Origin of the sequence: Paenibacillus alvei DSM 29 (assembly GCF_000293805.1) — a bacterium.
Classification (GTDB): domain Bacteria; phylum Bacillota; class Bacilli; order Paenibacillales; family Paenibacillaceae; genus Paenibacillus_B; species Paenibacillus_B alvei.
In genome coordinates, this window is sequence record NZ_AMBZ01000006.1 from 38,528 (window position 1) to 63,939 (window position 25,412).

At 46.4% G+C, this 25,412-nt stretch carries 20 protein-coding genes and 1 pseudogene; 3 read left to right on the top strand and 18 right to left on the bottom strand.

Features of this window, described 5'->3' with window-relative positions:
- Window positions 1–186 precede the first annotated feature (186 nt).
- The gene (locus PAV_RS19415) at window positions 187–951 is read right to left on the bottom strand and encodes an SDR family oxidoreductase (RefSeq protein ID WP_005549141.1); all 765 of its coding nucleotides are present in this window, start codon (window positions 949–951) and stop codon (window positions 187–189) included.
- 602 nt (window positions 952–1,553) lie between these two features.
- Between PAV_RS19415 and PAV_RS19420 the strand changes: the two genes are divergently transcribed.
- Window positions 1,554–2,459 carry a cation diffusion facilitator family transporter gene (locus tag PAV_RS19420; protein ID WP_005549143.1) on the top strand — a complete coding sequence of 302 codons (906 nt, stop codon included), beginning with the start codon at window positions 1,554–1,556 and terminating at the stop codon, window positions 2,457–2,459.
- Window positions 2,460–2,565: 106 nt separating this feature from the next.
- Here the strand turns inward: PAV_RS19420 and PAV_RS19425 are convergent, their stop codons facing one another.
- The 10 genes and pseudogenes from PAV_RS19425 to PAV_RS19470 all read right to left on the bottom strand — a co-directional run bounded on the left by PAV_RS19425 (window position 2,566) and on the right by PAV_RS19470 (window position 18,143).
- Window positions 2,566–3,192, bottom strand: a complete 627-nt coding sequence (locus PAV_RS19425) for a LysE family translocator (protein WP_005549144.1) — start codon at window positions 3,190–3,192, stop codon at window positions 2,566–2,568.
- A gap of 11 nt (window positions 3,193–3,203) precedes the next feature.
- Entirely contained in the window at window positions 3,204–3,644 is a 441-nt protein-coding gene (locus PAV_RS19430) for an Lrp/AsnC family transcriptional regulator (RefSeq protein WP_005549146.1), read from the bottom strand.
- A gap of 296 nt (window positions 3,645–3,940) precedes the next feature.
- A complete protein-coding gene (locus PAV_RS19435) occupies window positions 3,941–5,932 on the bottom strand; it encodes a S9 family peptidase (protein ID WP_005549147.1) in 1,992 nt (663 codons plus the stop codon).
- Window positions 5,933–6,073: 141 nt separating this feature from the next.
- Window positions 6,074–7,234 carry a DUF6348 family protein gene (locus tag PAV_RS19440; protein ID WP_005549148.1) on the bottom strand — a complete coding sequence of 387 codons (1,161 nt, stop codon included), beginning with the start codon at window positions 7,232–7,234 and terminating at the stop codon, window positions 6,074–6,076.
- Window positions 7,235–7,368: 134 nt separating this feature from the next.
- Window positions 7,369–9,678 carry a glycoside hydrolase family 3 protein gene (locus PAV_RS19445; protein WP_005549149.1) on the bottom strand — a complete coding sequence of 770 codons (2,310 nt, stop codon included), beginning with the start codon at window positions 9,676–9,678 and terminating at the stop codon, window positions 7,369–7,371.
- Window positions 9,679–9,755: 77 nt separating this feature from the next.
- Window positions 9,756–12,070 (bottom strand): annotated as a pseudogene (locus tag PAV_RS19450) (beta-glucosidase).
- The gene (locus PAV_RS19455; protein WP_005549154.1) at window positions 12,063–13,376 is read right to left on the bottom strand and encodes an MFS transporter; all 1,314 of its coding nucleotides are present in this window, start codon (window positions 13,374–13,376) and stop codon (window positions 12,063–12,065) included. The pseudogene PAV_RS19450 and the gene PAV_RS19455 overlap by 8 nt, the downstream one beginning before the upstream one ends.
- 166 nt (window positions 13,377–13,542) lie before the next feature.
- Entirely contained in the window at window positions 13,543–16,071 is a 2,529-nt protein-coding gene (locus PAV_RS19460; protein ID WP_005549156.1) for a GH39 family glycosyl hydrolase, read from the bottom strand.
- A gap of 235 nt (window positions 16,072–16,306) precedes the next feature.
- A complete protein-coding gene (fadH, locus tag PAV_RS19465) occupies window positions 16,307–17,110 on the bottom strand; it encodes a 2,4-dienoyl-CoA reductase (RefSeq protein WP_005549157.1) in 804 nt (267 codons plus the stop codon).
- 199 nt (window positions 17,111–17,309) lie between these two features.
- The gene (locus PAV_RS19470) at window positions 17,310–18,143 is read right to left on the bottom strand and encodes a right-handed parallel beta-helix repeat-containing protein (RefSeq protein ID WP_005549159.1); all 834 of its coding nucleotides are present in this window, start codon (window positions 18,141–18,143) and stop codon (window positions 17,310–17,312) included.
- 55 nt (window positions 18,144–18,198) lie between these two features.
- Between PAV_RS19470 and PAV_RS36375 the strand changes: the two genes are divergently transcribed.
- A complete protein-coding gene (locus PAV_RS36375) occupies window positions 18,199–18,474 on the top strand; it encodes a hypothetical protein (protein ID WP_238555869.1) in 276 nt (91 codons plus the stop codon).
- On the opposite strand, the gene PAV_RS19480 is transcribed toward PAV_RS36375, so the two are convergent.
- The 3 genes from PAV_RS19480 to PAV_RS19490 form a co-directional block, all read right to left on the bottom strand.
- A complete protein-coding gene (locus tag PAV_RS19480; RefSeq protein ID WP_005549160.1) occupies window positions 18,449–19,009 on the bottom strand; it encodes a GNAT family N-acetyltransferase in 561 nt (186 codons plus the stop codon). The genes PAV_RS36375 and PAV_RS19480 overlap by 26 nt on opposite strands.
- A 175-nt stretch (window positions 19,010–19,184) precedes the next feature.
- Complete coding sequence (locus tag PAV_RS19485) at window positions 19,185–19,631, bottom strand: GNAT family N-acetyltransferase (RefSeq protein ID WP_005549163.1); 447 nt, start codon at window positions 19,629–19,631, stop codon at window positions 19,185–19,187.
- A gap of 254 nt (window positions 19,632–19,885) precedes the next feature.
- On the bottom strand, window positions 19,886–21,304 hold the full coding sequence (locus PAV_RS19490; protein WP_005549165.1) for a SulP family inorganic anion transporter: 1,419 nt from the start codon (window positions 21,302–21,304) through the stop codon (window positions 19,886–19,888).
- 212 nt (window positions 21,305–21,516) lie between these two features.
- On the opposite strand from PAV_RS19490, the gene PAV_RS19495 reads away from it, so the two are divergent.
- The gene (locus PAV_RS19495) at window positions 21,517–22,056 is read left to right on the top strand and encodes a recombinase family protein (protein ID WP_005549167.1); all 540 of its coding nucleotides are present in this window, start codon (window positions 21,517–21,519) and stop codon (window positions 22,054–22,056) included.
- 109 nt (window positions 22,057–22,165) lie between these two features.
- Here the strand turns inward: PAV_RS19495 and fabG are convergent, their stop codons facing one another.
- From fabG to ftsW, 4 genes are all read right to left on the bottom strand, one after another.
- Window positions 22,166–22,945 (bottom strand): 3-oxoacyl-ACP reductase FabG, encoded by a 780-nt coding sequence (gene fabG, locus PAV_RS19500; RefSeq protein ID WP_005549168.1) that lies wholly within the window; start codon window positions 22,943–22,945, stop codon window positions 22,166–22,168.
- A 151-nt stretch (window positions 22,946–23,096) separates the two neighbouring features.
- Window positions 23,097–23,513 carry an FtsW/RodA/SpoVE family cell cycle protein gene (locus PAV_RS37345; RefSeq protein ID WP_005549169.1) on the bottom strand — a complete coding sequence of 139 codons (417 nt, stop codon included), beginning with the start codon at window positions 23,511–23,513 and terminating at the stop codon, window positions 23,097–23,099.
- Window positions 23,514–23,520: 7 nt separating this feature from the next.
- Entirely contained in the window at window positions 23,521–24,234 is a 714-nt protein-coding gene (locus PAV_RS37350) for an FtsW/RodA/SpoVE family cell cycle protein (RefSeq protein WP_005549170.1), read from the bottom strand.
- Window positions 24,209–25,384: a putative lipid II flippase FtsW gene (gene ftsW, locus PAV_RS19510; protein ID WP_005549171.1), complete on the bottom strand. Its 1,176-nt coding sequence runs from the start codon at window positions 25,382–25,384 to the stop codon at window positions 24,209–24,211. The genes PAV_RS37350 and ftsW overlap by 26 nt, the downstream gene beginning before the upstream one ends.
- Window positions 25,385–25,412 lie beyond the last annotated feature (28 nt).

Here is a 25,412-nt window from a genome sequence, read left to right on the forward strand (position 1 = left end):
AAAGAGAGTACAAAAAGTGGTCATGTAATTGTTACATACGAAACAATTACATCATAATCCTATCACTCACACATTACAAGATCAAATTTTAAATAAACGGCAAATCGCATAAATAGATAAAGAAAGTTGATATTCAACAAAACAAAAAGGAGAAGGCTGGCCTTCTCCCTATAATTGTTACATTTGTTACAAATGTGATCCCCCGCTTGCATCAATCAACTGTCCGGTTATCCAGCGGCTGTCGGGCGAGGCCAAAAAGGCGGAAATATCTGCTATATCCTCGGGTTCTCCCCATCTGTTAAAGGTGGATAATCCGGCAGCCAGCTTCTGTCCATGAGAATTTCCCAAAGTCCTGGCATTCATCTCCGTATTAACGATACCGGGAAGAATTGCATTTACTGTAATATGACGCGACCCTAATTGCTTAGCCAAGGCGATAGTAAGTGTATTAATTGCCCCCTTGGTCATACTGTAAGCGAACACGCTCGGGGAGGCCGCGCGTGTCACAAATGAAGAGAGATTAATAATTCGTCCATAATCGTTTAGGCGAGGCAGCGCCTGTTGAATAACAAAAAATGGCCCTTTCACATTGACGCTCATCACTTCATCAAATGTCTCTTCCGTTGCGTCCTCAATGGACAGAATTTGCCCAATTCCAGCGTTATTCACCAAAATATCAAATCGAGGATCCCCCGTATATTCTCGAATCGTCTCATCCAAAACTTCATAAAGTTGATTGATCCCGCTAACATTACTTACATCAGCGCCTACCTTGAACGCAGCTCCTCCATATTGTTGGATTTGCCGAACCACTTCTTCTGCTTGCTCTTGTCTTCTCCCATAATGTACAGCGACTAAAGCGCCCTCCTGTGCAAGACGCAGCGCAATGGCTCGTCCGATCCCCCTGCTTGCACCTGTTACGACTGCGACTTTCCCTTGTAATTTGCTCATAAGCTCATCTCCTTGTGTATATGATCCATTATGTTATAGCACAAGGCGATATTCGAAATGTTGCTCTCCCATATCCACACAGGTATCACAAAAAGGGAATACTGTCCTTCCCTTTACCATTTCGTATGGAGGCTCGCAATAGTTACAAACTCCAAAGTGCTTTTCTTCCTTCCCTTCAACCCATTTAGCTAGGTCTGCTCATCCTTTATTTTCTTTGTAGAAGACGGCTTTAACGGCAAATCGGCTGCAAAATCAATTGCCTTCTCTATCTCGATGGCTGGTTTATGAGCCGATGCAGCCATTTCAGGTTATCTGGTTTGAAAACCCTTCATTGTTATTTTTGGGACAGGTATCCCCATAATAGGAGAGCCGTTTGATATCAAGTTAGACATACTGGTTGCCTCCTTAACAAGCTGGATCAGATATCCATTTAATAGCACACAATCTTCGCACAACACAGAATATTATGGTATAAGATGGGATTATTCAGTTTTTTTGCATTTCATCAACTTTTTTCAACATGCACTATTTACCTGCAAACACGAAAAAAGGTTTCTGTAGACCCACACGATTTTCATCTGCTATGTTGGAATTAGCAAACGATGACAATAGTAAGGGTGATGATATTGAACGGTCAAAAAGTTGCATTTCTGTCTGTGCTCAGCAACACGACTGTCGTAATATTAAAGCTGATCGTAGGAATCTTAACGGGATCTATCGCGATAATTTCTGAAGCGATACATTCATTTTTAGATTTAGCAGCATCAGTTATTGCATGTTTCTCTGTACGCATATCGAGTCGTTCTGCGGATCGCAACCATCCCTATGGACATGGGAAAGTTGAGAATATTTCAGGAACAATCGAAACCCTGCTCATATTTGCAGCCGGTATTTGGATTATTTACGAATGTGCCCATAAAATCATGCAGCCTGCGGAAATTGAAATGCCATACTTGGGGATCGCTGTCATGTTTGTTGGAGCGACCATTAATTTTATTGTTGCGAAAAAGGTGCGCAAAACGGCGGATGAGCTTCATTCGGTAGCGATGAAGTCTAATGCCCTGCATTTGCTCACGGACGTATATACATCGCTAGGCGTAGGGGCAAGCTTGCTTCTTGTTACATTGACGGGATGGACAATCTTAGATCCGATTATCGGGATATTTCTTGCGATGTACATTATGAAGGAAGCATTTACACTTATGAAGGAATCCTTTCCTCCCCTGCTCGATGCTAGATTGTCCGAAGAGGAAGAACAGCAGCTTCAGCAGCTGATACTCCTTCATAAGGAGAAGTATATAGAATTTCATGATTTTCGTACAAGACGCTCCGGCCCGGTCGAATACGTAGACTTTCACCTCGTGGTACCCTCTGGCATGGATATCGCCACCGCGCATCATCTATGTGATGAGATCGAACATACCATTCAGAGCTCCTTCGAGCGTGCAGAAGTATTGATTCATATTGAGCCTGAGCATGAACGGAGAGATAGACTCGCTCAGCAATAAATAGATTGGGCAGCTCCCTCACCGGGGACTGCCCTGTCTTTGTGTTCATCATTCAGAATGAGGGACAGTACATGAGGAGGCAGTCAATCCAGGACAATCCTCCAAATTAGATTGATTTCCTCACGTTCCACACCTTCAATAGAGACTCAGCTCCAAGACCGATTAATAACATTCCAGCTATTATATTCATGCTTCGCATAATTGCAGGTGTCACAAAGCTGCCAATCCAGGCTCCGATGCATGCAACCATAGTTAAAAAGAAAAGTGTAGAACATAAAGCACCCAAACTAAATACATAAACCTCCATCTTCTTCAACTCATCTTCAAGCACCCTTGTCGAAAATACACCGGCCCAAAAAACGATGCTGAGCGGGTTTGAAGCGACCAATAGGACAGCAGGCAAAAAGACGCTAGTTGTACGAGAATGAACCCTATCGCCTATACTGTAATAATCATTAGCGTCCAGCGCGTTCGCAACAAAGCTCATCCCAAATAGGCACAAGACGATAGCTCCAAATAGGTTCAATCCCATTTTGATTCGTTTGCACTTTATTACTGCTGCCACACCAAAAATGGCGGCTAACATAAAGATAAGATCAATGAATACAGTAGCTAGCACTGCGGTCTCAGCAGTTAGAAATCCCAGGAACGAAGCTGTTTGAAAGATAAAAATACATACCGGTCCTACAGCGAACTGCAGTGTCATACCAAAGAAAAACCCCTTCTTCAACATCGTACGATCTCCTATAGATTAATATTTTCTTTCAAAGAAGATAGGGAAATAATCGTATTACTGCTATGAACACCGATCATATTTTTCAGCGTATGAGATATAAAATGTTCCAATTCCTGCGTATCTGCAACGATCACCTTCAATAAATAATCGTATTGGCCCGCAACATGATGACATTCAAGTACAGATTTACATGCGACTATTGCTTTCCTGAAATCCTCGATATGCTTGGACTGGTCAATGGTAACAAAAATAAAGGAAAGTAAGTTGCAGCCCATCTTCTCACGACTGATTTTGATCGTATAAGCTTCTATGATATTTGCTTCTTCCAATTTCCTTATTCGTTCTGTTACAGCGGGAATTGAGAGATTCACTCTTTTACTAATTTCTGAAGCAGTCGTTCTGCCGTTTTCTTTTAACGCATTCAAAATTGAGCAATCAATTGTATCCATTCCTCCACTGACCCTTCTTCTTAAAATGATTAATTTTATTATAGTGACTAATCGGTATATTTAAATGAAATTACATAAAATACGTAAATTTTAAGTTACATGTGTTTATATAATTAAATTAGTTAATTTATATAGGTTTCATTTCGCAATGAGACTTAACATTTAAGTTGAAAAAATCGATCGCCTTCATCTCATCATATAAAAAAGAACAGATGGAAAGCTCCCCCTTTCCAATCTGTTCTTATCCATTTCTTAATCGATTTTATTATTGCAAGAGGGAATCTTGTTCGTTGACCCTACACATATTGCTTCATCCAGCCAACAATCCGGTTCAGCCGCTCTACACGGAGCTCTGGATGGCCGTTGCGCGATAAATCATGATTCGCATCTGGGAATCGCACCAACTGTGTGGTCTTGCCTAGGCGCTTCAAGGCCACATATAGCTGCTCAGCCTGCTCGATCGGACAGCGCAGATCTTGCTCTCCGTGCAAAATAAGGAGCGGCGTCTGCACTTTGTCTACATATGCGAGCGGTGAATGCTTCCACAACTTCTCCGGATCTTCCCATGGCTGTGCACAGATCTGATCCTCGGTAAAGAAGTATCCGATATCGCTGACACCATAGAACGAGAACCAGTTCGAGATCGAACGCTGTGTGACAGCTCCCTTGAAGCGGTTCGTATGGCCAACAACCCAGTTCGTCATGAAGCCGCCATAGCTGCCGCCCGTAACGCCAAGCCGATCTTTATCTATGAAGTCGTAGCGGGCAATCGCCTGATCTAGCGTCTCCATAATATCCTCGTAATCCTTCCCGCCGTAATCCCCGCGACAAGCATCAACGAATTTCTGGCCATAGCCATGGCTGCCGCGCGGATTCGAATAGAGAACCGCATAACCTTGGGCGGCAAGCAGTTGGAACTCATGCATGAAGGAGTGCGCGTACATCGTATGCGGGCCGCCATGAATTTCAACAATTGTCGGTACCTTGTCGCCTGCAGACATGCCTGGCGGCTTCATGATCCAAGCTTGCACCTTCCAGCCGTCAGACGTCTGGAACCAGAACGATTCCGGCTGGCTCAGATTCAACTCAGCTAGAAAGCTGTCATTCGGGGCTACTAAGCGCTGCTCTCGCCCTGTGGTCATATCCATCGTGCACAAATTACCTGGCTGCAGCGGATCGGCTGAGATAAAGACAATTTGCTTCCCGTCCTGTGCCACCGTAAATTGAGTAATCTCACGATCACCAGAGCTCAGAATTTCATAGTCTCCATTCAAGGAGAAGCGCGCGAGTTGGACACTGCCCTCCGCCGATACGAGCGAATAAATAGATGAGCCGTCTGGTGTAAAGACAGGAGCCGAAGAACCGAGAGCTTTCATATCGGTCACGGCTGCATTATCGAGATATAGATCCAGGTCAGGATGCATACATTCTGCTGTTCCGCCTGTAACAGACACGGTATACAGAAGAATTAATGTTGCGTTCTCATATTGGCGGTTATGTCCTAGGAAAGCAATCGTTTGCCCATCTGGTGAGAAGGCAATATTTCCAATCACAAGACCAGAGTTTGTCACACGACGACATACTCCGTCTTTGCAATTCACGATGTAGATATCTTGCGTGAAGACCAGATCTTGGTCGACCCTATCTTCCTCGATGCGATTCGCTGAAAAAGCAGCATGAACCCCATCTGGTGACCATGCAAAATCATGGATATCATAATCTCCAGAAGTTAAGGGGACGGTCGAGCCAGATTGAAGATCAAGCACGTGCAAATGCGAACGCTTGCTGTCCAGCAATCCTTTGCCGTCCGCCTTGCATTTTAACCGATCGACAACGATTGCCTGCTTGCCAGGCTTATTCTCACAGTCTCCCTGCGCGTTCACTTTTTCAATCTCTGCTTGATTGGTGCTCGTGGTATACAACAAGCGGGAACCGTCAGGCGACCACAGGAATGCGCTTACACCAAACTCTGTGTCTGTGAGAGCTTCCGCTTCGCCGCCGTCAGCTGCCATTATCCAGATTTGCTGGTACTTCCCCTTCTTGCGAAGAAAGGCCAGCTTTTGGCCGTCAGGCGACCAGATAGGAGCGTTGTCTTGTTCTCCATGTGTAAATACCTTGCTTTTCGTTCCGTCATCTGTCGTAATATGTATGCGCGATCGATAACCGCTCTTTTCTTCATTCACCTGTTTCGCTACATAAGCAATCGTCCCGTCTACTGGATTGACGGCCGGATCAGATAACCATACGAACCGGTACAAATCTTTTGCTGTAATCACGCGACGCTCCATTGACACACCTCCCATGATTGATATACACAGTATGGCATTCCTTTCCTGTAAAAGACAAGTACATTAGGACCTAGTCTCGCCTACCTCTTCCTTCCACGTTACATTTTTTGTAATGTCGAAATTCGTACACCTCTCACTTCCTCATCTAAAGCGATACTGCTCCGACATTCCGTAGGAAAGCGTCAAAACGCCGCCGTCCTTCACCAAATCCGCTCCCTGCTCCCTCGCTTGGCAAATCACGTTGTAAATAGAGCTGACACTTATGTATTGCTTATATACGTCATCATCAAATTCTCCCGTTCGAAAGCCTTCAAACAATGCATTTGAAATCATCGAATAGCTGGCAAATTGAGTCCGGTATACATTGAAAGACTCCTCTCCCCTGTACAAAAGCAATTCTTCGTTATAACAAAGCATATCGAAGGCATGCTCTGCACAGATTTCAGGTAAAAAGGAGTATAACTCCTGAGCTAAATCGCTATCCTGCAATCGCTCGGCTAATATATCTGTGAAATTATCGTACTTCTCCTGCGTATCGCACTCCATAAAGAGGCGAACCGCTGTATGCGTCGCCTCCGCAACATGCTCGGGAGAATAAGGATACGGTGTATATGTTTCCTCCGACTGCAACAAGAAAATAAACTGCTTTTGTGATGCAAAACCTTCCACCTGCCACTTGCTTGCGATCTCCGCTACGATTTGTCCTAGCTCGGGGCTCGGAATATCATTAATGCGACACTCGCCGGTAATGTCGTCCTCGTGCTTCGCAGCATAAATTTTGATATAGCAAAGCTTTTGATCACCGATCCGCTTTGCGATTTCGTCCTTAAGCGTTTCCCAGTATGGGGACTCTTCCATTTCAGGCGACGACTCTCCCAAACCGACGATATTGCTCTTATAAGCCTTCCAGTGATGCACCGTGTCTCCGTATGTCGAATGCAGCGTCTCGGGATTTCGATCCTGCTCCATGGAGGCGATTCCCTCCATAAAGGAAAAGGCAAAGCCGCCTATCGCCGTACCAAATGCATTTTTCAAGCTGCTGCCGATACCAGCCGTCGTTTCATATATATCACGATCCCACTTAGGCGAGCTTACTTGAAATTGAAGCATAACAGTCTGATCCGTCCACTTCGCCACATGCGGGCGTATCGTAAGCTCCCATTCTGGGATAACGATGCAGTCCCCCTCTACCATTTCCTCTGCCTCAAAGATTCCTCTCATCCCATGATGAAGCAAAAAATGCGCAGGGTCATCAATCTTTTCGTCTTCCCAATCCATTGTTTGTTCTTGTTCGCGAGTCATGTTGCCGCTCCTCTCTATAATACCTGCTACTATGTCTTACAATACCATAAAAAAGAATACTATATTTTGACGAAGGCAAGATAAATACGAAAAAAAGACAGCATCATCGCCGACACTGTCTCCTCTCTTGCCGTTTATAGTGAACTGGTGCTAAAAACTATTGTAGACTGCTTCTTCTTGTAGGTTCGCGTACGTTCATCTTCAACAAGTCCGCTCCAGTTCAAGCCGTATCCAAAATCATAGACATTGTTCTCCGTATCAACATGACACTCCATGTCATGCGCCACATCCTCGAATTGCGATTCGACGGTCGCCATGTTTGCCGGCATTTGCATCGGCAATCGTCCAGATGGTTCAGCAGTTCCCGTCAATATATCGAGAATGGCTTGATCCTGGACGCCGAAATGGGCGATGATTCCATCGACATGTGATTCGAACTCTCCCACGATCATAGGCGTAGATAATGAAAGCGAGACTATGACGGGCTTCCCCTTCATTTTCTCTGCCGTGTCCATAACGGCATCCAAATCTGATTCGTTATGCGTTGTCACGGTTTTCCCTAGATAAGTTCGGTTCAGAACCTCATCTGGGCGCGCATCCCCTGCAAGGCTTTGTTTGCGAGCATGTTCAGCGGTGTACGGCTTGTACTGCAAACTGATAGGGACATATCCATTCCCGCCGTTGTCCGCATCTTCTTGACTATAACCGGTTCCCGACTTCGGACTGCTCATAAAGACAAGGCCAAAATCGGCTTCATCCGGGTTATCCGTTACCTTGAAGTATTTAGCAACAACCTCCATATTCACGGGATACTCAACCGTCTCCGGCGTTGGATTGCCAAACCAATCCTTCCCTGCCGGCATATGCCGTTTTGGAATATAAACCGTGCTTTGACGCGGCAGAGGAAGGATTTGCTGCTTATTCTTCAACATGACGATCGATTTCAGTTGCGCTTCATAACCGGCCTGCATATAGCTCGGGTTCCCGACGATATGCGCACTTTCTTCCACATCCAAGTATGGATTTTCGAACAGGCCGAGACGGAAGATGTTCTTCAAGAGGCGCACGGCTGATTGCTCGAAGCGGTTTCGCATATACGTTTCACCATGCTCCGCAACACCCATTCGATACGCTTCCAGTACAGGTTCGATTTCGTTGTTGCCGCCAAATTGATCGACGCCTGCCATGATCAGCTTATAATGGCGCTCCGCAACGGACAGCTCCTCCACCCCCCATGGTTTGCCCGACAGGAAGGTATCCTTGCCTCCCGATTCGTCGGCCGTAATCAGCCAATCGGTGCAGACGACGCCGTCATAGCCGTATCGTTCGCGAAGCAGATCTCGAATCAGGTGCGAGCTGTACGAGTTGCCGACATTCTCCCCGTTCACGGTATCCTGGTTAACGGAGATCGTGTAATACGGCATCACGGCTGAAGCCTTGCCTGTACGGCCATGCAATCGAAATGCGCCTTCAGAGAAAGGCTTAATGTGTTCCGCAAAGTTATTTCCCGGATATACCGCGTACTTTCCGCAGCCGTAATGAGCGTCCCGTCCGCCTTCGCCCGAACCGCCGCCCGGCCAATGCTTTACCATCGCATTGACACTGTCATAACCCCAACCGTCCGCAAGCTCTGATTCACCCGACGAGGTTTGGAACCCGTCAATATAAGCACGCGCCATGTCCGTCGCCAATCGGGTATCCTCACCGAACGTACCGTTGAAGCGGAACCAGCGCGGGTCGGTAGCGATGTCAATTTGCGGGGACAAGGCGGTCGTCAGCCCCAGCGCCCGATATTCCTTAGCCGCGATTTCGCCGAACTTGCGCGTCAATGCCGGGTCGAACGTTGCCGCCAGCCCGAGAGGCTCCGGCCACATGGAGATTGCCCCGCCTGCTCCAGCATTGAATTCGGAGCTGGAGTCCGAGCTGTGCCGCGGATCCGAGCTGTTGTTCGCCGGAATGCCGAGCCCCGTGCTTTCTGCGAAAGCTTGAACCAAATTGCTCCACCGGGCAGCCACTTCCGGAGTTTCCACATTCGTCACGAGAATATGGCGCAAATGATCCTCCGAGAGAAATTTCATTTGCTCGTCCGTCAATTCCCAAGGCTTCGCTCCGCTATCTTCATACGATTTCCCGCCGTATGTGCTGGCGAACCATCCGCCGCTCGCTGCCGGAACGGATTGGTGCCTGCTGTATAGCATCAATCCCGCGATTTGCTCAATCGTCATCTTGGAAGCAAGATCCCGCGCCCGCTCCTCCGGAGACAGGCGCCAGTCTTCATACTTGTCAAGCTTGCCATCTTTGTTCAAATCCTTGAAAAAGTATCCGTCTTGTTCCAAAATCGTTACGCCCGAATGCATGCAATATCCGAGCTTTGGGCCGCCGTCGTTCTGAATATATGAAATAGCATTTCCATGTTGATGAGCCATTGTTTCTATATCTTTCATGTATCCGATTCCTCTCCTATCCCCATGCGATTTTCTATATTTGATTCCACCGCTGCTAAGCAAGCATCCACAGGGATTTATTTCGTCGAAGCGTTCTTTAACCCTAAGGTCTCATTCAGTTGTCCAATTATCTGATTCAGCTGAGCATCCGTCATGCCGCTCCCCAGCATTCCTGTCAGAGAGCGAATTCCATCATATTTCTTCCATTCTTTCATAGCTTTCAGCAGTTGTGCGATGCCCTCATCGCCCATGCCCTCTGCGAAGACGGCTCCCATGTGCTCCAAGCTCGCCATGCTCTCCTTCATCGCATCTTTGGCAAATTGAGTCGTAGCCGGAATTGCCAGCAGCTCATGAAATTTCGTATTTCGGGTTACCTTCGAGAATGGAATTTCCGTCGAACGGACATGAATGCTTGCCGATAACGGCGTGTCTGCGGATGACGGACCGACTACGATTTCATAATCGCCCGTTTCAGCGAACCAATCATGGATATCGGTATTGAAGTAAGCGAAGGATCGTTTATTGAGCGTAAAGCTCACCGTCGTTGCCTCGCCTGCTTCTAGACTGACCTTCGCAAAGCCCCTCAACTCCTTTACCGGACGGACTACAGAGCTTTCCGAAGGCTTGACGTATAGCTGCACAATTTCTTTTCCGGCACGGCTGCCTGTATTGCGCACGGTTACAGTTGCGGTCACGGTATCCGTATCCTTCATGCTCTGTTTGTCGATATGGATCCGTTCATACGCGAACGTCGTATAACTCAGTCCATGGCCGAATGGAAATAGCGGTTTTTCTTTTTCGCTTCATAGTAACGGTAACCGACAAAAATGCCTTCGCCGTAGAATACTTCGTTTTTGCCGCCAGGAAAGTTTAGATAAGACGGTGTCTGCTCCAATGATGAAGGGAACGTTTCCGCAAGTTTGCCGCTCGGGTTCACGAAACCGTAGAGCACGTCCGCCGCCGCGCTGCCTGTTGCTTGTCCACCCAAATAACCTTCGAGCACAGCCTTCACCTTGTTCAGCCACGGCATTGCGATCGGCGAGCCATTGGACAAAACAACGACCGTGTTCGGCTGCACGGCTGCTACACGTTCGATTAACGCACACTGCGAAGCCGGCATATTAAGATGCGTGCGATCCAGCCCTTCCGACTCGAACGCATCCGGCAAGCCTGCAAAAATGATGGCGACATCCTGTTGCGCCGCGATCGATTCGGCCTCCGCAATCATTGCTTCATCGACGACATCCTCCATCAGAGAATACCCTGGCGCATACGCCACTCCCCTTTCGGCTAGCGCAGATATCGCATCCAGCGCTGCATCCAGACGCGTAGGCGTTATATGCGAGCTTCCCCCACCCTGATAACGAGGAGTTGCGGCAAATGCTCCGATCACGGCAATAGATTGCTTGGTGTTGAGCGGCAGCAATGCATTGTCATTTTTAAGCAGCACCATGCACTCACCTGCCGCTCTCCGTGCCAGTTCATGATGCGCTTCCTTATCGTAAATGAAGCCTTCTTTCCTATTGTCGATCGTATGCAAGATAACCTTCAGCAGCCGTTCCACTGCATCATCCAACACGCTTTCTTCCAGCTCGCCGGAGCGGATAGTATCCACGATCATCTGATCGCGTTCCGGACCAGCGTAAGGCATTTCTAGCTCTAGACCTGCCTTCAATCCTTTCATCCGCTCATTAATGGCTCCCCAATCCGTCATGACAAAACCCTCGTGATTCCATCTTTCCTTCAATATCTCTGTAAGCAGATACGGATTTTCCGAACAGAAATCGCCGTTAACCAGGTTGTAGGCACACATGACCGTCCACGCCTTAGCGTCGATGATCGGCCCTTCGAAACTGCGCAAATAAATTTCATTCAATGTTCGTTCGTCGACGACCGCGTTAATGGAATTGCGCAGTGTCTCTTGGTTGTTGGCTGCAAAATGCTTGACTGAGGTTCCGACCCCCTGTCCTTGTACGCCCAATACATGATGGGTTCCCATTTCCGATGAGAGGTACGGGTCTTCGGAAAAATATTCAAAGTTGCGTCCACAAAGCGGAGAACGTTTAATATTAACAGCCGGCCCGAGAATAATGTGAACGCCCTCGGCTTGGCATTCCTCTCCAAGCGCTTGACCTACCTCTTCAATCAATTGTCTGTCCCAAGAAGAGGCAAGACCTGCTCCGCTTGGAAAGCATGTCGACGGTACCGTTTTGCTCGACATGTCCGCAGGATCGGCTTGTTTGCGAAGTCCATGCGGTCCGTCCGTCAGGACGATGGATGGGATGCCGAGGCGTTCTACTGCTTTGGTCTGCCACATGTTCAGCCCCGAACAAAGGCTTGCTTTTTCTTCGAGCGTCATTTGCTTCATGATGTCGTGTACATTTCTATTCATGCGATAAACCTCCCATTTGCGGTGCTGTAATGTGATTATCTGTTTGTATGCGACCATTCGAACTTCCGACTTCAGGCAATGGCTTAACGGCAAGCATGCCGAGCACCACGCAAATCGCTAATACAATGTAGAAAAACGTCCAGCCCCCCACTCCTAGCAGCAGCGGCGCAATCGCAGGCACAATGGACTGCGGCAGTGCATTCGCAACGTTCATCAGGCCGAAGTCCTTGGCGGCATCTTCTTTTCGCGGCAGAATCCGAGCGACCAATGCCATATCGACGGCGCTAAAGCAGCCGAAGCCCAGGCCGATAATAGCGGACGCGATTATATAAGCGGTATACTCCGGAATGAAGGCGTACAACAGTATGCCTACGACCATGATGAAAGCCGAACCATACAAGAACGGTTTCTGTTTCTTGAATTTATCGGACAGAATGCCGCCTACAATGCTGGTAGCAGCCGAAGCGATCAAGCAGACAATATTGAGCGTCCCGACGCTGTTCGTTGCTTGACTTTCCGTGTAACCCATCCGGTTCACGAGCATGACCGTAAGGTATAACGTGCTGCAATAACCCATCATAAGCAGGAATTTCGAGATGATTGCCCACGTAAATGCAGGGAATTTCCTTGGGCTGGGATAAATTTTGCTTATTTTCTCGCCGAACGTTTCTTTTCGTTTTTCGGTCTGGATAATCTCAACCTTCCCGTCGCGAATGACGAATAAACTTATGATCGGACCAACGATGCCGATGATGGAGAGCGACAACCACTTTACGTCAGAGGTTGCGCCGTTCATGAGAATCATGAGCACCATGCCGATGCATACGGCAGCAGGCAGGATAAGTCCGACGATCCCTGAAATCGTACCCTGTCTTTCTTCCTTGACCTGATCCGGAATGAGTGCCGTATAAGCAGCCATGCCAAAATTAAAAAATAGTTGAGCGATCGCCCAGCCGATCATCACTTGCCACACTTCCGTCGCATACCCGACCCAGAATAAGGCGGCACAGCCGACAAGCGGCCCAATGAGCATCCAAGTGCGCCGCCGGCCGAAAGCGTTGTTCGACCGATCGCTAAGCGCCCCGCCCAACGGGTTGCCGATCAAGGCAAAAAACGCGCCCACTCCGGCAATCAGCCCATAAGATGATGTGTATCCATTCGGATCGATCTCTATCATCTTAAAGGTTAACAGCAGCATGGCGGGGGTCATGAGTCCAAGCATCATGCAGCCGTATCCGAGTATAATTCCAAACGTTAATCTGCCTAGCGGGGTTCTGACTTGCCCTTTTACTCTTGGTTCAGTCATGTTATTGCCTCCTAGAGATGTTTGAAATCGCTTACATAAATCATTATAAAGAAAACCACCGGCTTCAGGCAGGTGGCTTTTTGCAGACTTTTATAGCTATTTTTAATGTCTTTTTTGGTAACGCTGTCATGAGATATGCCGCGCAGGTTAAAAATGAACACTAACATCAGTAAATCGAACGAAGTTCCATAAATTCTACGCCATGAGGCTCCAATACGGAGATATGGTTTATCGAGCCGCCGTCGATATCTATTTGCCGCACCTCCAACCGCGGTCGAGAGCCGGCCTTCAGATATTCGATATCATCGGATGTGAGCGATTCGGGCGCCCCCATCCCTACCCAACGGTCGTAGCTGCTTCCATTGTTCCGATCGAGCGCATAGGTCGTCATTCGGTATTTCCCGCTCGGTATTCCTTTCATAACAATGCTAAGTTTGATCGTTTTCTCATCTTTGAAGCCATTGTATCGGTTCGTCATATCGATGAAGGATGTATCTCCCAGCGCGTATAGGTCATCGAAATGGCAATAATTGAAGGTAAGGACTTGATACCCGCCCCGCCCTGCTGTTACGGCATACCCATTTCCGCGTGCAATGAGACGTTCCCCCAGCTTCGATAGCAGCTCGTATGCAATGAGGCCCGCCTTCGGAATGCCGAATTGAGCGATCAGACCGAGTCCCCCATGGAATATGTGCGGCGAGGCCGCTGTCTCCTCGATGTTGTCGCTCAGTACCCAATAGCCGAAACCGTTAATGCTGTCCAAATTATCAATAACATTTTTGACAATATAGGCGGCCTTATATAGGGTGTCATTGGTTAATTCCCGATGATAGGCAGTAGAATTCCATTCCGTAATGTACAGTTTTTTGTCGGTTAGCCCTTGCTCGGCCAGCAATCGCTTTTCCCGAGATAGCATGTCCCGCAGGTAATCCGGATTGGACGATATCCCCCTGAATTCCTCCAGCAGCTTGCGATAAGTCTGCAATGGACACCGTTGATCCAACTGCTCCTTGCTGCGAATATCCTCCAGATTGTCATGCGGATAAAAATGTAGCGGAATAAAATCAGGCAAGCAGTCATGTTCCCTGCAGTATGCAAAAAAGACATCGTTCAGCTCGTTCGAGCGAAAAGTAATAATGCGGCCGGGGGCGCCTATTTGCAGCTGAGAAGATATGCCCTTCAGCGTCCGGTAAGTACGCATGTACAATTCTAAATACTCGGTTATGGTTCCCGGCCAGAATGCCAGCAACTCAGGCTCGTTCCAAAATTCAAACTTCCAGCTTGCCACCTCTTCGAACCCGTAACGATTCATGCAATGGCGCAGGAATCGTTCGACGAGCTCGCACCATATAGCGTTCGACTTCGGAGGGCTAACACAGCTCTTTTTATAAAATACCGTTTTGCTCGGGTTGGCCGCCAAAAGAGATGGCATAAATCCAAGCTCTACAAACGGCTTCAAACCAATGGATAGTAAAAAGTCGAAAAGCTGGTCGACAAATCTGAAATTATAGTGAACCCTGCCCGCATCATCCTCGTCGTAAACCATCATTTCGTCGTCGAATATGCCGTGAAAACGCAAATGTCGAAAAGGACATACGCGTTGAATGTGACGCAAATGCTCCTGTACATCCGCATGAAGTCCTTCTTTGGCTTTTCCGATCGTAATCAGGTTTTTCCATGTATGCTGGACAGGACGACCCAGAGCGGATGCATCCACCTCGTAGGTCTCATGCTCTACCTTGCGTATTTCTGCTGTACCAATGGACGGAGTGCGCCGCAAATATTGATTAATAATCCCAAGGGCATTTGATTGATTAAATGATAAATAGTTTGATGAAAGAGGCTTCTCTTTATTTCCCGTATGCGGCCGATATTGTTTGCGATAATCGCTCGGAGTCATACGATATTTCTGTTTGAAGGCGGCATAAAAGGACTTCGCATTTGGAAAGCCGTGCATCATGGCGATATCCGCTATTGGCGCATCATCATTGCGGAGCAGCTCCTCGACCGCGTTTTTCAAGCGTATGCTGGTTAAGTAAGACTGAAAGTTCACGCCGATATTATCGCCGAAAAATCTGGAAAGATAGGGTACTGACAAATATTCTCTCTCTGCAATCGCCTGAAGTGTTATCGGCTCTTGGTAATGCTCGTCAATGAACGTAATGATCCGCAGCATGCGTTCCATATACTTCTCATTTATTTTCCCTTCCAAGACAGGACGTTTGAACTGCTTGATTAGAATGGAGAATACGCCAAGCATGCATATTTGCATATCAAGCTGGTACCCCTCGCCCTTCTTATATTTCAACTGAACCATTTCCGCCAGGCATTGGCGAAGACGATCCAGAGCGGACTTCTGTTCCTTGCTTGCGCTATGCGAATAACACGCGAAATTGATGCCTTCTATCCCGTTTATATTCTCCTTTATATATTTTAGCGGAATAAGGAACGTGGCAATGATGTTCACGCCAAGCCCGATGACTTCATGTACATGACATTGATTGATCACCAATACATCGCCTTCCGATAAAGAATATTGTTGATCGTGCAAAGTCACCTCCAGGTTGCCTTGCAGCACGAATATGATTTCAATGCTGTTGTGCCAGTGATTGGGCACATAATTCACGCTGTGCAATGAAACGTCGAAGGGCAATGCCTCGTCCGTTTCAATGAGTTCGTATATCGGATTGCTCATCGATGTCTCCTCCATTGCTTTCGCTTTGAGCTAAATCTCATTCTTCATTCTATATTCTTTATTTTATAGAAAATCAGATGCAAATAAAAATCGTGTTCTAACATACACACAATATTGATTCATCCCTATCGATCACTTCCTGACAGGCATAATAAAAAGCGACTTCCCCATAAAGAAGTCGCTTTTGTATACGTCCAACAGTTTTTAATTTCCATGATCAGCAGGGTATGATGTCTTACATTGCTCCAGTACGTTCCCATTGGTGAAGAAAGCCTTTATCCAGCCAGCTTCCGCCGTCCACGGTTATCACGTCGCCCGTTATGTATGAAGCATATCGGGACACCAGGAATGCGGCGACAGATGAGATTTCTTCCTTCGTTCCTAATCGCTTTAGTGCGACGTTATCAATTACGGCTTCCTTCATTTGCTCATTGGCCATCAGCTTCTCTATTCCACCTGTTCCTTCAATTGGACCGGGTGCAAGACAGTTGATGCGTATTCCGTATTTCCCCCATTCCGAAGCAAGCGTGCGCGACATTGCAATAATTCCAGCCTTCGCCGAAGCAGAATGCACGACGCCTGGGCCTCCTGTCCATGCATAGCTGGCAACAATATTAAGCATCGCGCCTCCTTTACCAGCTGCAATCATTTGTTTTCCAACTGCCTGGCTGCAGTACCATGTTCCGTTGAGCACGATATTCTCCACCGCGTTCCAACCATTCACGGACAAATCTTCGGCCCTGCACACGAAATTGCCTGCCGCATTATTTACGAGAATGTCGATGCCGCCCCATGTCTGCACCGTTTCATTCACCATGGATTGCACCATTTCGGGATTGCGTACATCACACTCATAGGCCTGTGCCTTGCCTCCAAGCGATGTGATTTCTTCAACGACTGGACGCAAACGTTCCATACTTCTGCCACAAATCATGACCGAGGCTCCAAGACGTGCAAAATAGAAGGCCATATCCTTCCCCATCCCGGACGATCCTCCCGTGATGATAGCCACTTTACCCTGTAAAAGATCTTGCTCCATTTCTGCTTTCCCCCTTATTTGCTTCATCGTACACAGGTTTCCGCTTCCATGCTGTGCAGATCGGAATTTGGAGCAGCATCTAAGGGGCTGTTAACTTATCCGATCGTTATTACTCCTGCTGTTTATATGCAATCGCATACATTACATATATTTACATTCACCTTACCACATGAAGATTTATCTGTAAACGTTCTCCTTCTCACTTCAATTGAACATCGGTTACATATGCAGTAATATTTCCTTTATACATATTCCCAGACGGCGTTCTTATCGTATTGGCAGCTTTGGCATTGGCATTATTGTAGGCAGCAATGACATAGGCTTCCGAATTGTCCATATGTACTTTATTATTGATAAAGATATTGTTGCTGCCCCATCCCGTGACAACCTCATGAAGCTGGAATGCATCTATGATCGTGTGATTGCCCTCCTGATATCCCACATTATTGCGTATAATCGCATCATTGCCTTTCACATCCATGAAGCTATCTGCATAGTTGGCTCCGCTGATCCCTTCGCCGTTAAAAATACAGTTTTCTACTATTGTTCCTAACGTTCTTTCCTTAATATCAACATGTTCAGCGGTCACTTGCGGGCCAAACACAACATTTCGAATCGTATTGTGATGGGTGGCTTGATTATAGCCTGCGCCGTCGGCAGAACCTACGTATACCCCTTCCCCATATCCTGGTGCAGTTCTGCCGGTATGATGAATGCTTGAATTCTGAATCGTACTGAACGAGCTGCCGTCTCGAAAATGGACGCCTTCCATGCCCGTATTGTACACTTCTACATCAGTGATGAGCGAATAATTGGAATGATCCAGGATGATCCCCTTCTGTGCATTCGTGAATTTAAGATCGCGTATCTCCCAATAATCGCCTCGTACCCGCATGGCATAACCCGATGAGGTTGAATTTCCGGATAGTACAGCAGGATGGCTAGGGTCAGCACTGCGAATTACAATAGGCTGGCCAAATGCTCCGTTAATGTCTGAGGAAAAGCTGCCCTTATATATTCCCGGCGCAAGCACGATTGAGCTCCCTGGAGTAATCCTCTTCAATGCCTTGGATAGACAGGATGTCGTATTGCAAGTTATCTCCTTCGCATCACCCCTGACGGTTGCTGATAATGGTTCCCCAGCAATGCTGCTCCAAGCTAAAGCTTGGGTTGGTGCTAAGCTAATCACAAGTAAAAAATCAGGCCATACAGCCATCCTCGTTCTGGTTTCAGCGAACGCAGATCAGCTATTTGCATCTCCATTCCTCCTCATCGTATTGGTACTTATTTATACTTTTCTGACAGAGGGTTCATTCGATACAATTGCAGCAGATATAGCTAGCTTGGCTGTATTTCGGCTGTAAATCGTGCCATTACGATCGTGTTATAATAATGGCCGTCTGACAAGAGCTTGTCCTTTTTTAAAATTCCTTCTACCTCAAAACCGAGCTTTTTATAAAGGTGAATCGCAACTTCATTCGTTTCCAGTACATTCAACGTAATTTTCTTAATCCCGTTGGCTTCTGCCCATGCAATCGACTGCTGCATCAGGTTTTTGCCAATGCCGTATCCCCAATACTCTTTCAATACACATACTCCGAATTCGACTTTGTGTGAGAATCGCTTCAAATAAGTTCCCGCGCATCTCGAAAAACCGACGATACGATTTTGCACTACAGCAACGAGAAACAAATTTCTTGAGCTCTCGGAGTCCGATTTGATGATTTGTTCAAATCCGCTGGCATCGATGAAAGCCTCACCTTGTTCGCGATCCATATTTTCGGTCTCCCCATCAATTTGCACTCTTGCTGCAGATAACGCTATCGCATCGCTGTTTACCGCAGATCGAATCGTATAACAAAGACCATTCATGTTGAATTCTTTATCATCTATTATCATTTATATCCTCCTTGAATTAAGGTGCAGCATGCTAGAACCAAGCATATTTTCTAACTAAAAACAAACAAGGATGAGTCTTTAAGCAAGGGAAATGACCCTCTCATGACTCATCCTTTTATAAAACTTATTTCCTATCACTAAATGAAATGTGTAATGTGTACTATTATGCCAATGATTACCTTGAAATGCGATTTTGCTGCAGTTTCAAATGCAATATCGGATAAGGACGTCCGCTACTATCCGTTGGCGACTCGTTTACGATCGAAAAACCATTTTTCAAATAAAACATTTTTGCACGCTCATTATCTTTATTGACATCAACTGAATTTACCCCAAACTCCTTGATAAGCAATTGAATGATTTGTGTTCCGTACCCTCTTCCGCTCTTGTCGGGATCTAAAAACAACATCTCCAAATGGTTCTGATGAGTACCCGAAAATCCGACGAAAGAGCCTTCAACAAACCAAAGACGCACATCAAGATGAGGAAAATACAAAGGGATTTCTTCGCGAATTTCCAGCTTATCCTCGAGTTTCAAAAAATGATGGGTAGCGGTTACGGATCTATCCCACAAATTCAAAATAAGCTCATGATCATTTCCTGTCGCTTTTCTGTATTTCATAAAACAATCCTCCTATTTTTTTATCACGCTCCTTTCCCTAATTTATTAATGATCTTAATTACACGGCTCCAACCCATATACGACATCACACATTCTCCCTTTGCCATTCGAATCGATTACAACATCAATTTTCCAGCTACCCATCATTTTACAAGCTATATTTGGAAATAGTCAAATCAGCATCGGCAAGCTTTCATTCCATTAGTTAGCGCTCAAGTTATCTGAATACTTATCTTTTAAATTTCATGTTGATTCTATGCTGTTTGCTGGAATGTCTCATGAAGAGGCGCCTCTCCAGATAATGTCCGCAGCATATGCAGACTAGACGAGTTCAAGCCCGTCAGCATTACTTGCTTCTTATTTTCACGAAACTTGTTAAGCACCTTATCGATTGCATGAACGGCTGAGTCATCCCAAATATGTGCATAAGTGAAATCAATCTCGATATGATTGGATTGGCAATTGAAATCAATCGCCTTCACGAAGCTTGTTGTAGAAGCAAAGAATAGTTGGCCTGTAACCTGAATTCTTGTAGGCTGCCCATCGTTCTCTTGAACAACCTTAATTTTAGAGATTTTCGCAACAAAGAACACGGCACTCAGCAATACGCCTGCAATGACACCTTTGGATAAATCATGCGTAGCTACAACGATGATGACGGTAGCCACCATAACAACAGCATCAGTTATAGGAGCCCTGCGCATATACGTAAAAGATGACCAATCGAACGTGCCTATCGATACCATAATCATAATGCCGACTAGCACCGGCATCGGAATTTGAACGACCAACTCGCCGAGCACGAGAATCAAGAACATTAAAAATGTGCCCGCAACGAATGTAGACAATCGGCTGCGGCCTCCTGATTTGACGTTGATGACCGATTGCCCGATCATGGCACATCCTGCCATACCTCCAAAGAACCCATTTATCATATTGGCAATTCCTTGCCCTCTTGCTTCTCTTGCCTTGTCGCTTCCCGTATCCGTCATTTCATCAATGATCGTGGAGGTTAGAAGTGATTCCAATAACCCGACCAAGGCCATAGCAAAGGAGTATGGTAAAATGATCATCACTGTGTCGAGCGTAAAAGGCACATCGGGAATAAGGAAGGACGGCAAGGATTGCTGAATATTTCCCAGATCCCCAACAGTCCCGAGCTCAACATGGCCGAAAATAGATACGGCTGTCAGTAGTACAATTGCAATTAAGGGAGCCGGCACGGATTTAATCCATCTAGGCAGCATGTATACAAGCAGTAATGTGATACCGACGAATACATAGGTCATCGTTGAAATTCCCCAGAAGTGCGGCACCTGTGCCATAAAAATAAGTATGGCGAGTGCATTTACAAACCCGATCATGACCGCTCTCGGGATAAATTTCATAAGTCTATTAATTTTACAAATACCGAGAATAAATTGAATAACTCCAGTTAGAATGGTTGCAGCAAGCATATACTGCAAGCCATACTCCCTTACTAAAGGCGCCATTACCAACGCCATCGCTCCTGTGGCTGCTGAAATCATGCCTGGTCTTCCACCGGCAAAGGAAATGATGACGGCAATGCAAAAGGAAGCATATAGGCCCACCATCGGATCTACACCTGCGATAATCGAAAATGCGATAGCTTCCGGAATGAGTGCTAGAGCGACCACGATTCCTGACAGCAAATCAGCTCTTACATTAGAAAACCATTGTTGTTTTATTTTTCCCCCACAATTTCACACCTCTTACTTATGTTCACTACAAATCTAGAAACAACTTATAAAACAATAGCAACAGTGTATCACGACAAGCCTCTAAATGGAACCATTTTGGGACTTTTTATTTCAAAATTGAGATATGATATGATGAGAGTAGCTGTGATAAAGGAGCGAATCAGGTGATAATCGGATACATAAGGCCTTATTTTGAAGATGATAGCTGTGAGGAACAGTTGAAGCTGCTGGAGGACAAATGTGATCGAATCGTTCAGGAAGAGCACTCCTCTGCCAAGAGAAGAGTCGCATTATATGATATGGCACATCAACTACAACCTGGTGATACCGTGATGGTGTCGAAGCTGTACAGCTTGGCAGATTCAACGCGACATCTCATGGAAATGCTCGAATTATTCGATGAAAAGCAGTCGTGTTTCTGCTCATTGCAGGAAGAAATCGATACACGAAAGGAATCATGTGCCAATTTCAGATTGATGGTTGCGCATTTACTGGAATTCCAGAGTGACGTAATTAGTGAGAAGACAAGACAGGGCATGTATGAGGCGAAGCGCAATGGAGCAGTTACCGGACGTCCGCGCAAGCCTGATGAAAATGTAAAACGAGCCATTACCATGTACGAGAGCAAGCAATATACTTTGGCTGACATTAAAAATGAAACGGGTATTAGTAAGTCGACCCTCTATCGATATTTAGAGAATTAATGATAGTTCGGTTCCTATAGACGTGCAAAGACGCCTCCGAAACCACTGAATTTGTGGGAATGGAGGCGTCTTTTTTTCATGTATGTTCTTGCCAATTCTATCAATTATATCAGTTCTGCCCCATCGCTTCCAGACACTCTGGAAGAAGCTGACCGCCATCAACGATGATGGTTTGACCCGTAATGTAGCCGGCCTCCTTCGAAGCCAAAAAAAGAGCGGCGTAAGCGATATCTTCGATGCTTCCGAGCCGCTTGAGCGGAACGGACGCCGTCATCGCATTCAGATAATGTTCCCCAAGGCCTTCCAAGCCTTCCGTCATGATGTTACCGGGCATGACGGCGTTAATTGTAATATGGTAACGCGCAAGCTCAAGCGCCGCGCTGCGCATGAATCCAAGCTGAGCGGCTTTACTCGCACCGTAATGCGACCATCCGGCATAACCGGTGGTCGGCCCCGTAATGGAAGAGGTAACAATGATCCGGCCGTACTCCGCTTTCTTCAAAAAAGGCAAGCAAGCTTGAAGAGAAAACAGCGTCCCGCGTGCATTTGTGTCCATCACCTGATCCCACTGCTCTCCGGTCATCTCCTCAATCGACGCATTCGGAAAAATACCGGCATTGGCGCAAAGCACGTCAATCCCCCCGAAAGTACTTGCCGTTTCGTTCGCAACACACTTCATCGACTCCAAATCGGAGACATTGCCTTCGAAAGCATGAGCAATGCCTCCATTTTCTTGGATTTCCGTTACGGTTTCCATCGCTTTTGTCAGGCTGCGTGCAACAACTGCGACGTTCGCCCCCTTTGCAGCGAAGGTTCTTGCAATTCCTTTGCCGATTCCTTTGCTTCCTCCGGTCACAACAACCGTCTTATCCTTCAGTGGCGTTAGCATGTAGATGTGCCCCCATCCTTTTCAATATGTGCTACAATATCCCATCACTTAGATTCCTTGTTATCGTACTATATACCCAAATGCGGGGGCAACTTGACTTATGAACACTTAAACACTCATAAAGAATCCTTCGAAGTTTGAAACCTGCTTCTTATCCAGACATTTGGAGAGGGACGGTATCCTTATGAATGTGCACACTCATCACTAAGCCAATTGTCAGCATATTCGTTAGCATGGAGCTGCCTCCATAACTGATAAATGGCAAAGATAAGCCTGTTAGCGGGACAAGTCCGATATGCATGCCGATATTGACGAACACTTGGAATACGATCATGCCCACTAAGCCAATTACAAGATAACCTCCCGCTAGATTCATGCTTGTATTGGCAATGAGGAAGATACGATAGATCAGCATAAAATACAGCAGCAGCAGAACAGATGAACCTAGAAATCCATATTTTTCACCGATGACAACATAGATGGAATCCGAATATGCATATGGAATGAAGCCTCTATCCATATAAAACCCGTCGCTCCCGCTTAAGCCCCCAGTCCCAATGGCGCTCATTGCATTTTTACACATGCCAAGATTTATCAGGATCGCTCGTCGGATCAAGGAAGGTCTGAATTCTTGACATCTGATGGGGCTTGACGAGCTTCGCGAGCAACTCATAATCCGCAAAATAAAGCCAGCAAATCGTTCCTACTGCAATTGCGATCACGGACAGGCAAATGACCATGTAAAGAGCCTTAACGTTCCCCATCCACAGCATGCTTAGCATAACAGCAATAAATACGAGCGCAGTGCCTAAATCCGGCTGCTTCATAATAATAACGGTGGGCAGAAGGAACACCAGAGCAAACGGCACGATATCGTACAGCAAGCGGAGCTGCTCCCCTCCCCGCTTTTGCAAAAGATGCGCTGCTAGCAGTACCGTTGCGATCTTCATCATTTCAGACGGTTGGAGCTGAAAGCTTCCAATGCTCAGCCACCGAACTGCACCGTTAATATTTTCACCCTTGAACATCACGAGCAGAAGCAGCAGGATCCCTAACCCATATATGACATATGATAGCTTCCCAACTAATAGATTGTAGTCAATGGTTGCAAGCAAGAGCATTGGAATGCAAAATACGCCAAACAGCACGATATTATTCACATGTATGCCATGCAGCTTCGTTTGAAATGTTGCCTCATATACCGCAATTGTACCAATCGCAATAAGACATCCTACAATAACTAGAGTAAACTTATCGATCTTACTAAGTTTGCGCAAAAATATGATCATAGCTCTGTTCCTTTTGATTTCCTTTCCGACCGTAGCCCTGTTGCTGCCGTCTTCGATAGTTATCACGAGAAATGCTGAGGATAATGCCTGTGCTTGCCATACATAAAAGTAAGGAAGATCCCCCGTAGCTAATGAAGGGAAGCGGAACACCGGTTATTGGAAGAAGTCCGGTGACTGCCCCTAAATTAAGCATAACCTGAATAAAGATCATGCTGACAATTCCGGTTCCAAGCATAATGGCAAAGGGATCATCGCTTCGCAGCGCTGTCATGAAGCCTTTTACAACCAAGATGAAAAAGCCGAGTACCACCATACATGCGCCGATAAAGCCGAACTCTTCTCCGATGACCGCAAAAATGAAATCAGTATGCGCTTCTGGAAGATAAAATAGCTTCTGAATACCGTGTCCGAATCCGGTTCCTGTCATTCCACCATGAGCAAGAGCATAAATGGATTGGATCAGTTGATAGCCTGAGCCTTGCTGATCCTCATAAGGATTCATAAAAGACGCGATGCGCTTAAAGCGGTAGCTTTGGCTTACTGCCAAATAGATCATTACAGGCGAAATTCCAATACATAATAAGCCTAACTGACGTAAATTAACGCCGCCAATGATAATAACAGTTAGACAAATAAAGAATAGCATGAGAACAGATCCGAAGTCGGGCTGCTTCATAATAAGCAATGAGATGAAGCTCACTACGATAAGAATGGGCAGCAGCCCCTTCTTAAAGCTTTGGATACGCTCTCCCTTATTGCTAATTAGAGATGATATGTACATGATGAGTGCCAGCTTCGTGAATTCAACCGGTTGAAACTGAAATCCAGCTACAACAATCCATCTTCTCGCTCCATTCATGCTGCTGCCTGCCGCCACAACGACAAGCAGAAGAACAATAGAAACAAGCAGCAAATAAGGCGCTGTTTTCTTCCACACGCGAATGGGAATATTCATCATGACGAACATACCGACGAGTCCAATGCAGGCAAACTTGATTTGCTTGGATGTATAATACCAGGGATTATCATGCTTCACGCTGCCCAATGCGGAGCTTGCGCTGAATATCATCGCCATGCCAAAACATGCAAGCAGCACGACGGTAAATAACAACAGGAAGTCTGGGCGGCCTTTTTTCATTGTCGGTTCCATCAGCTATGCCTCCGTTCTTGCACGGGGG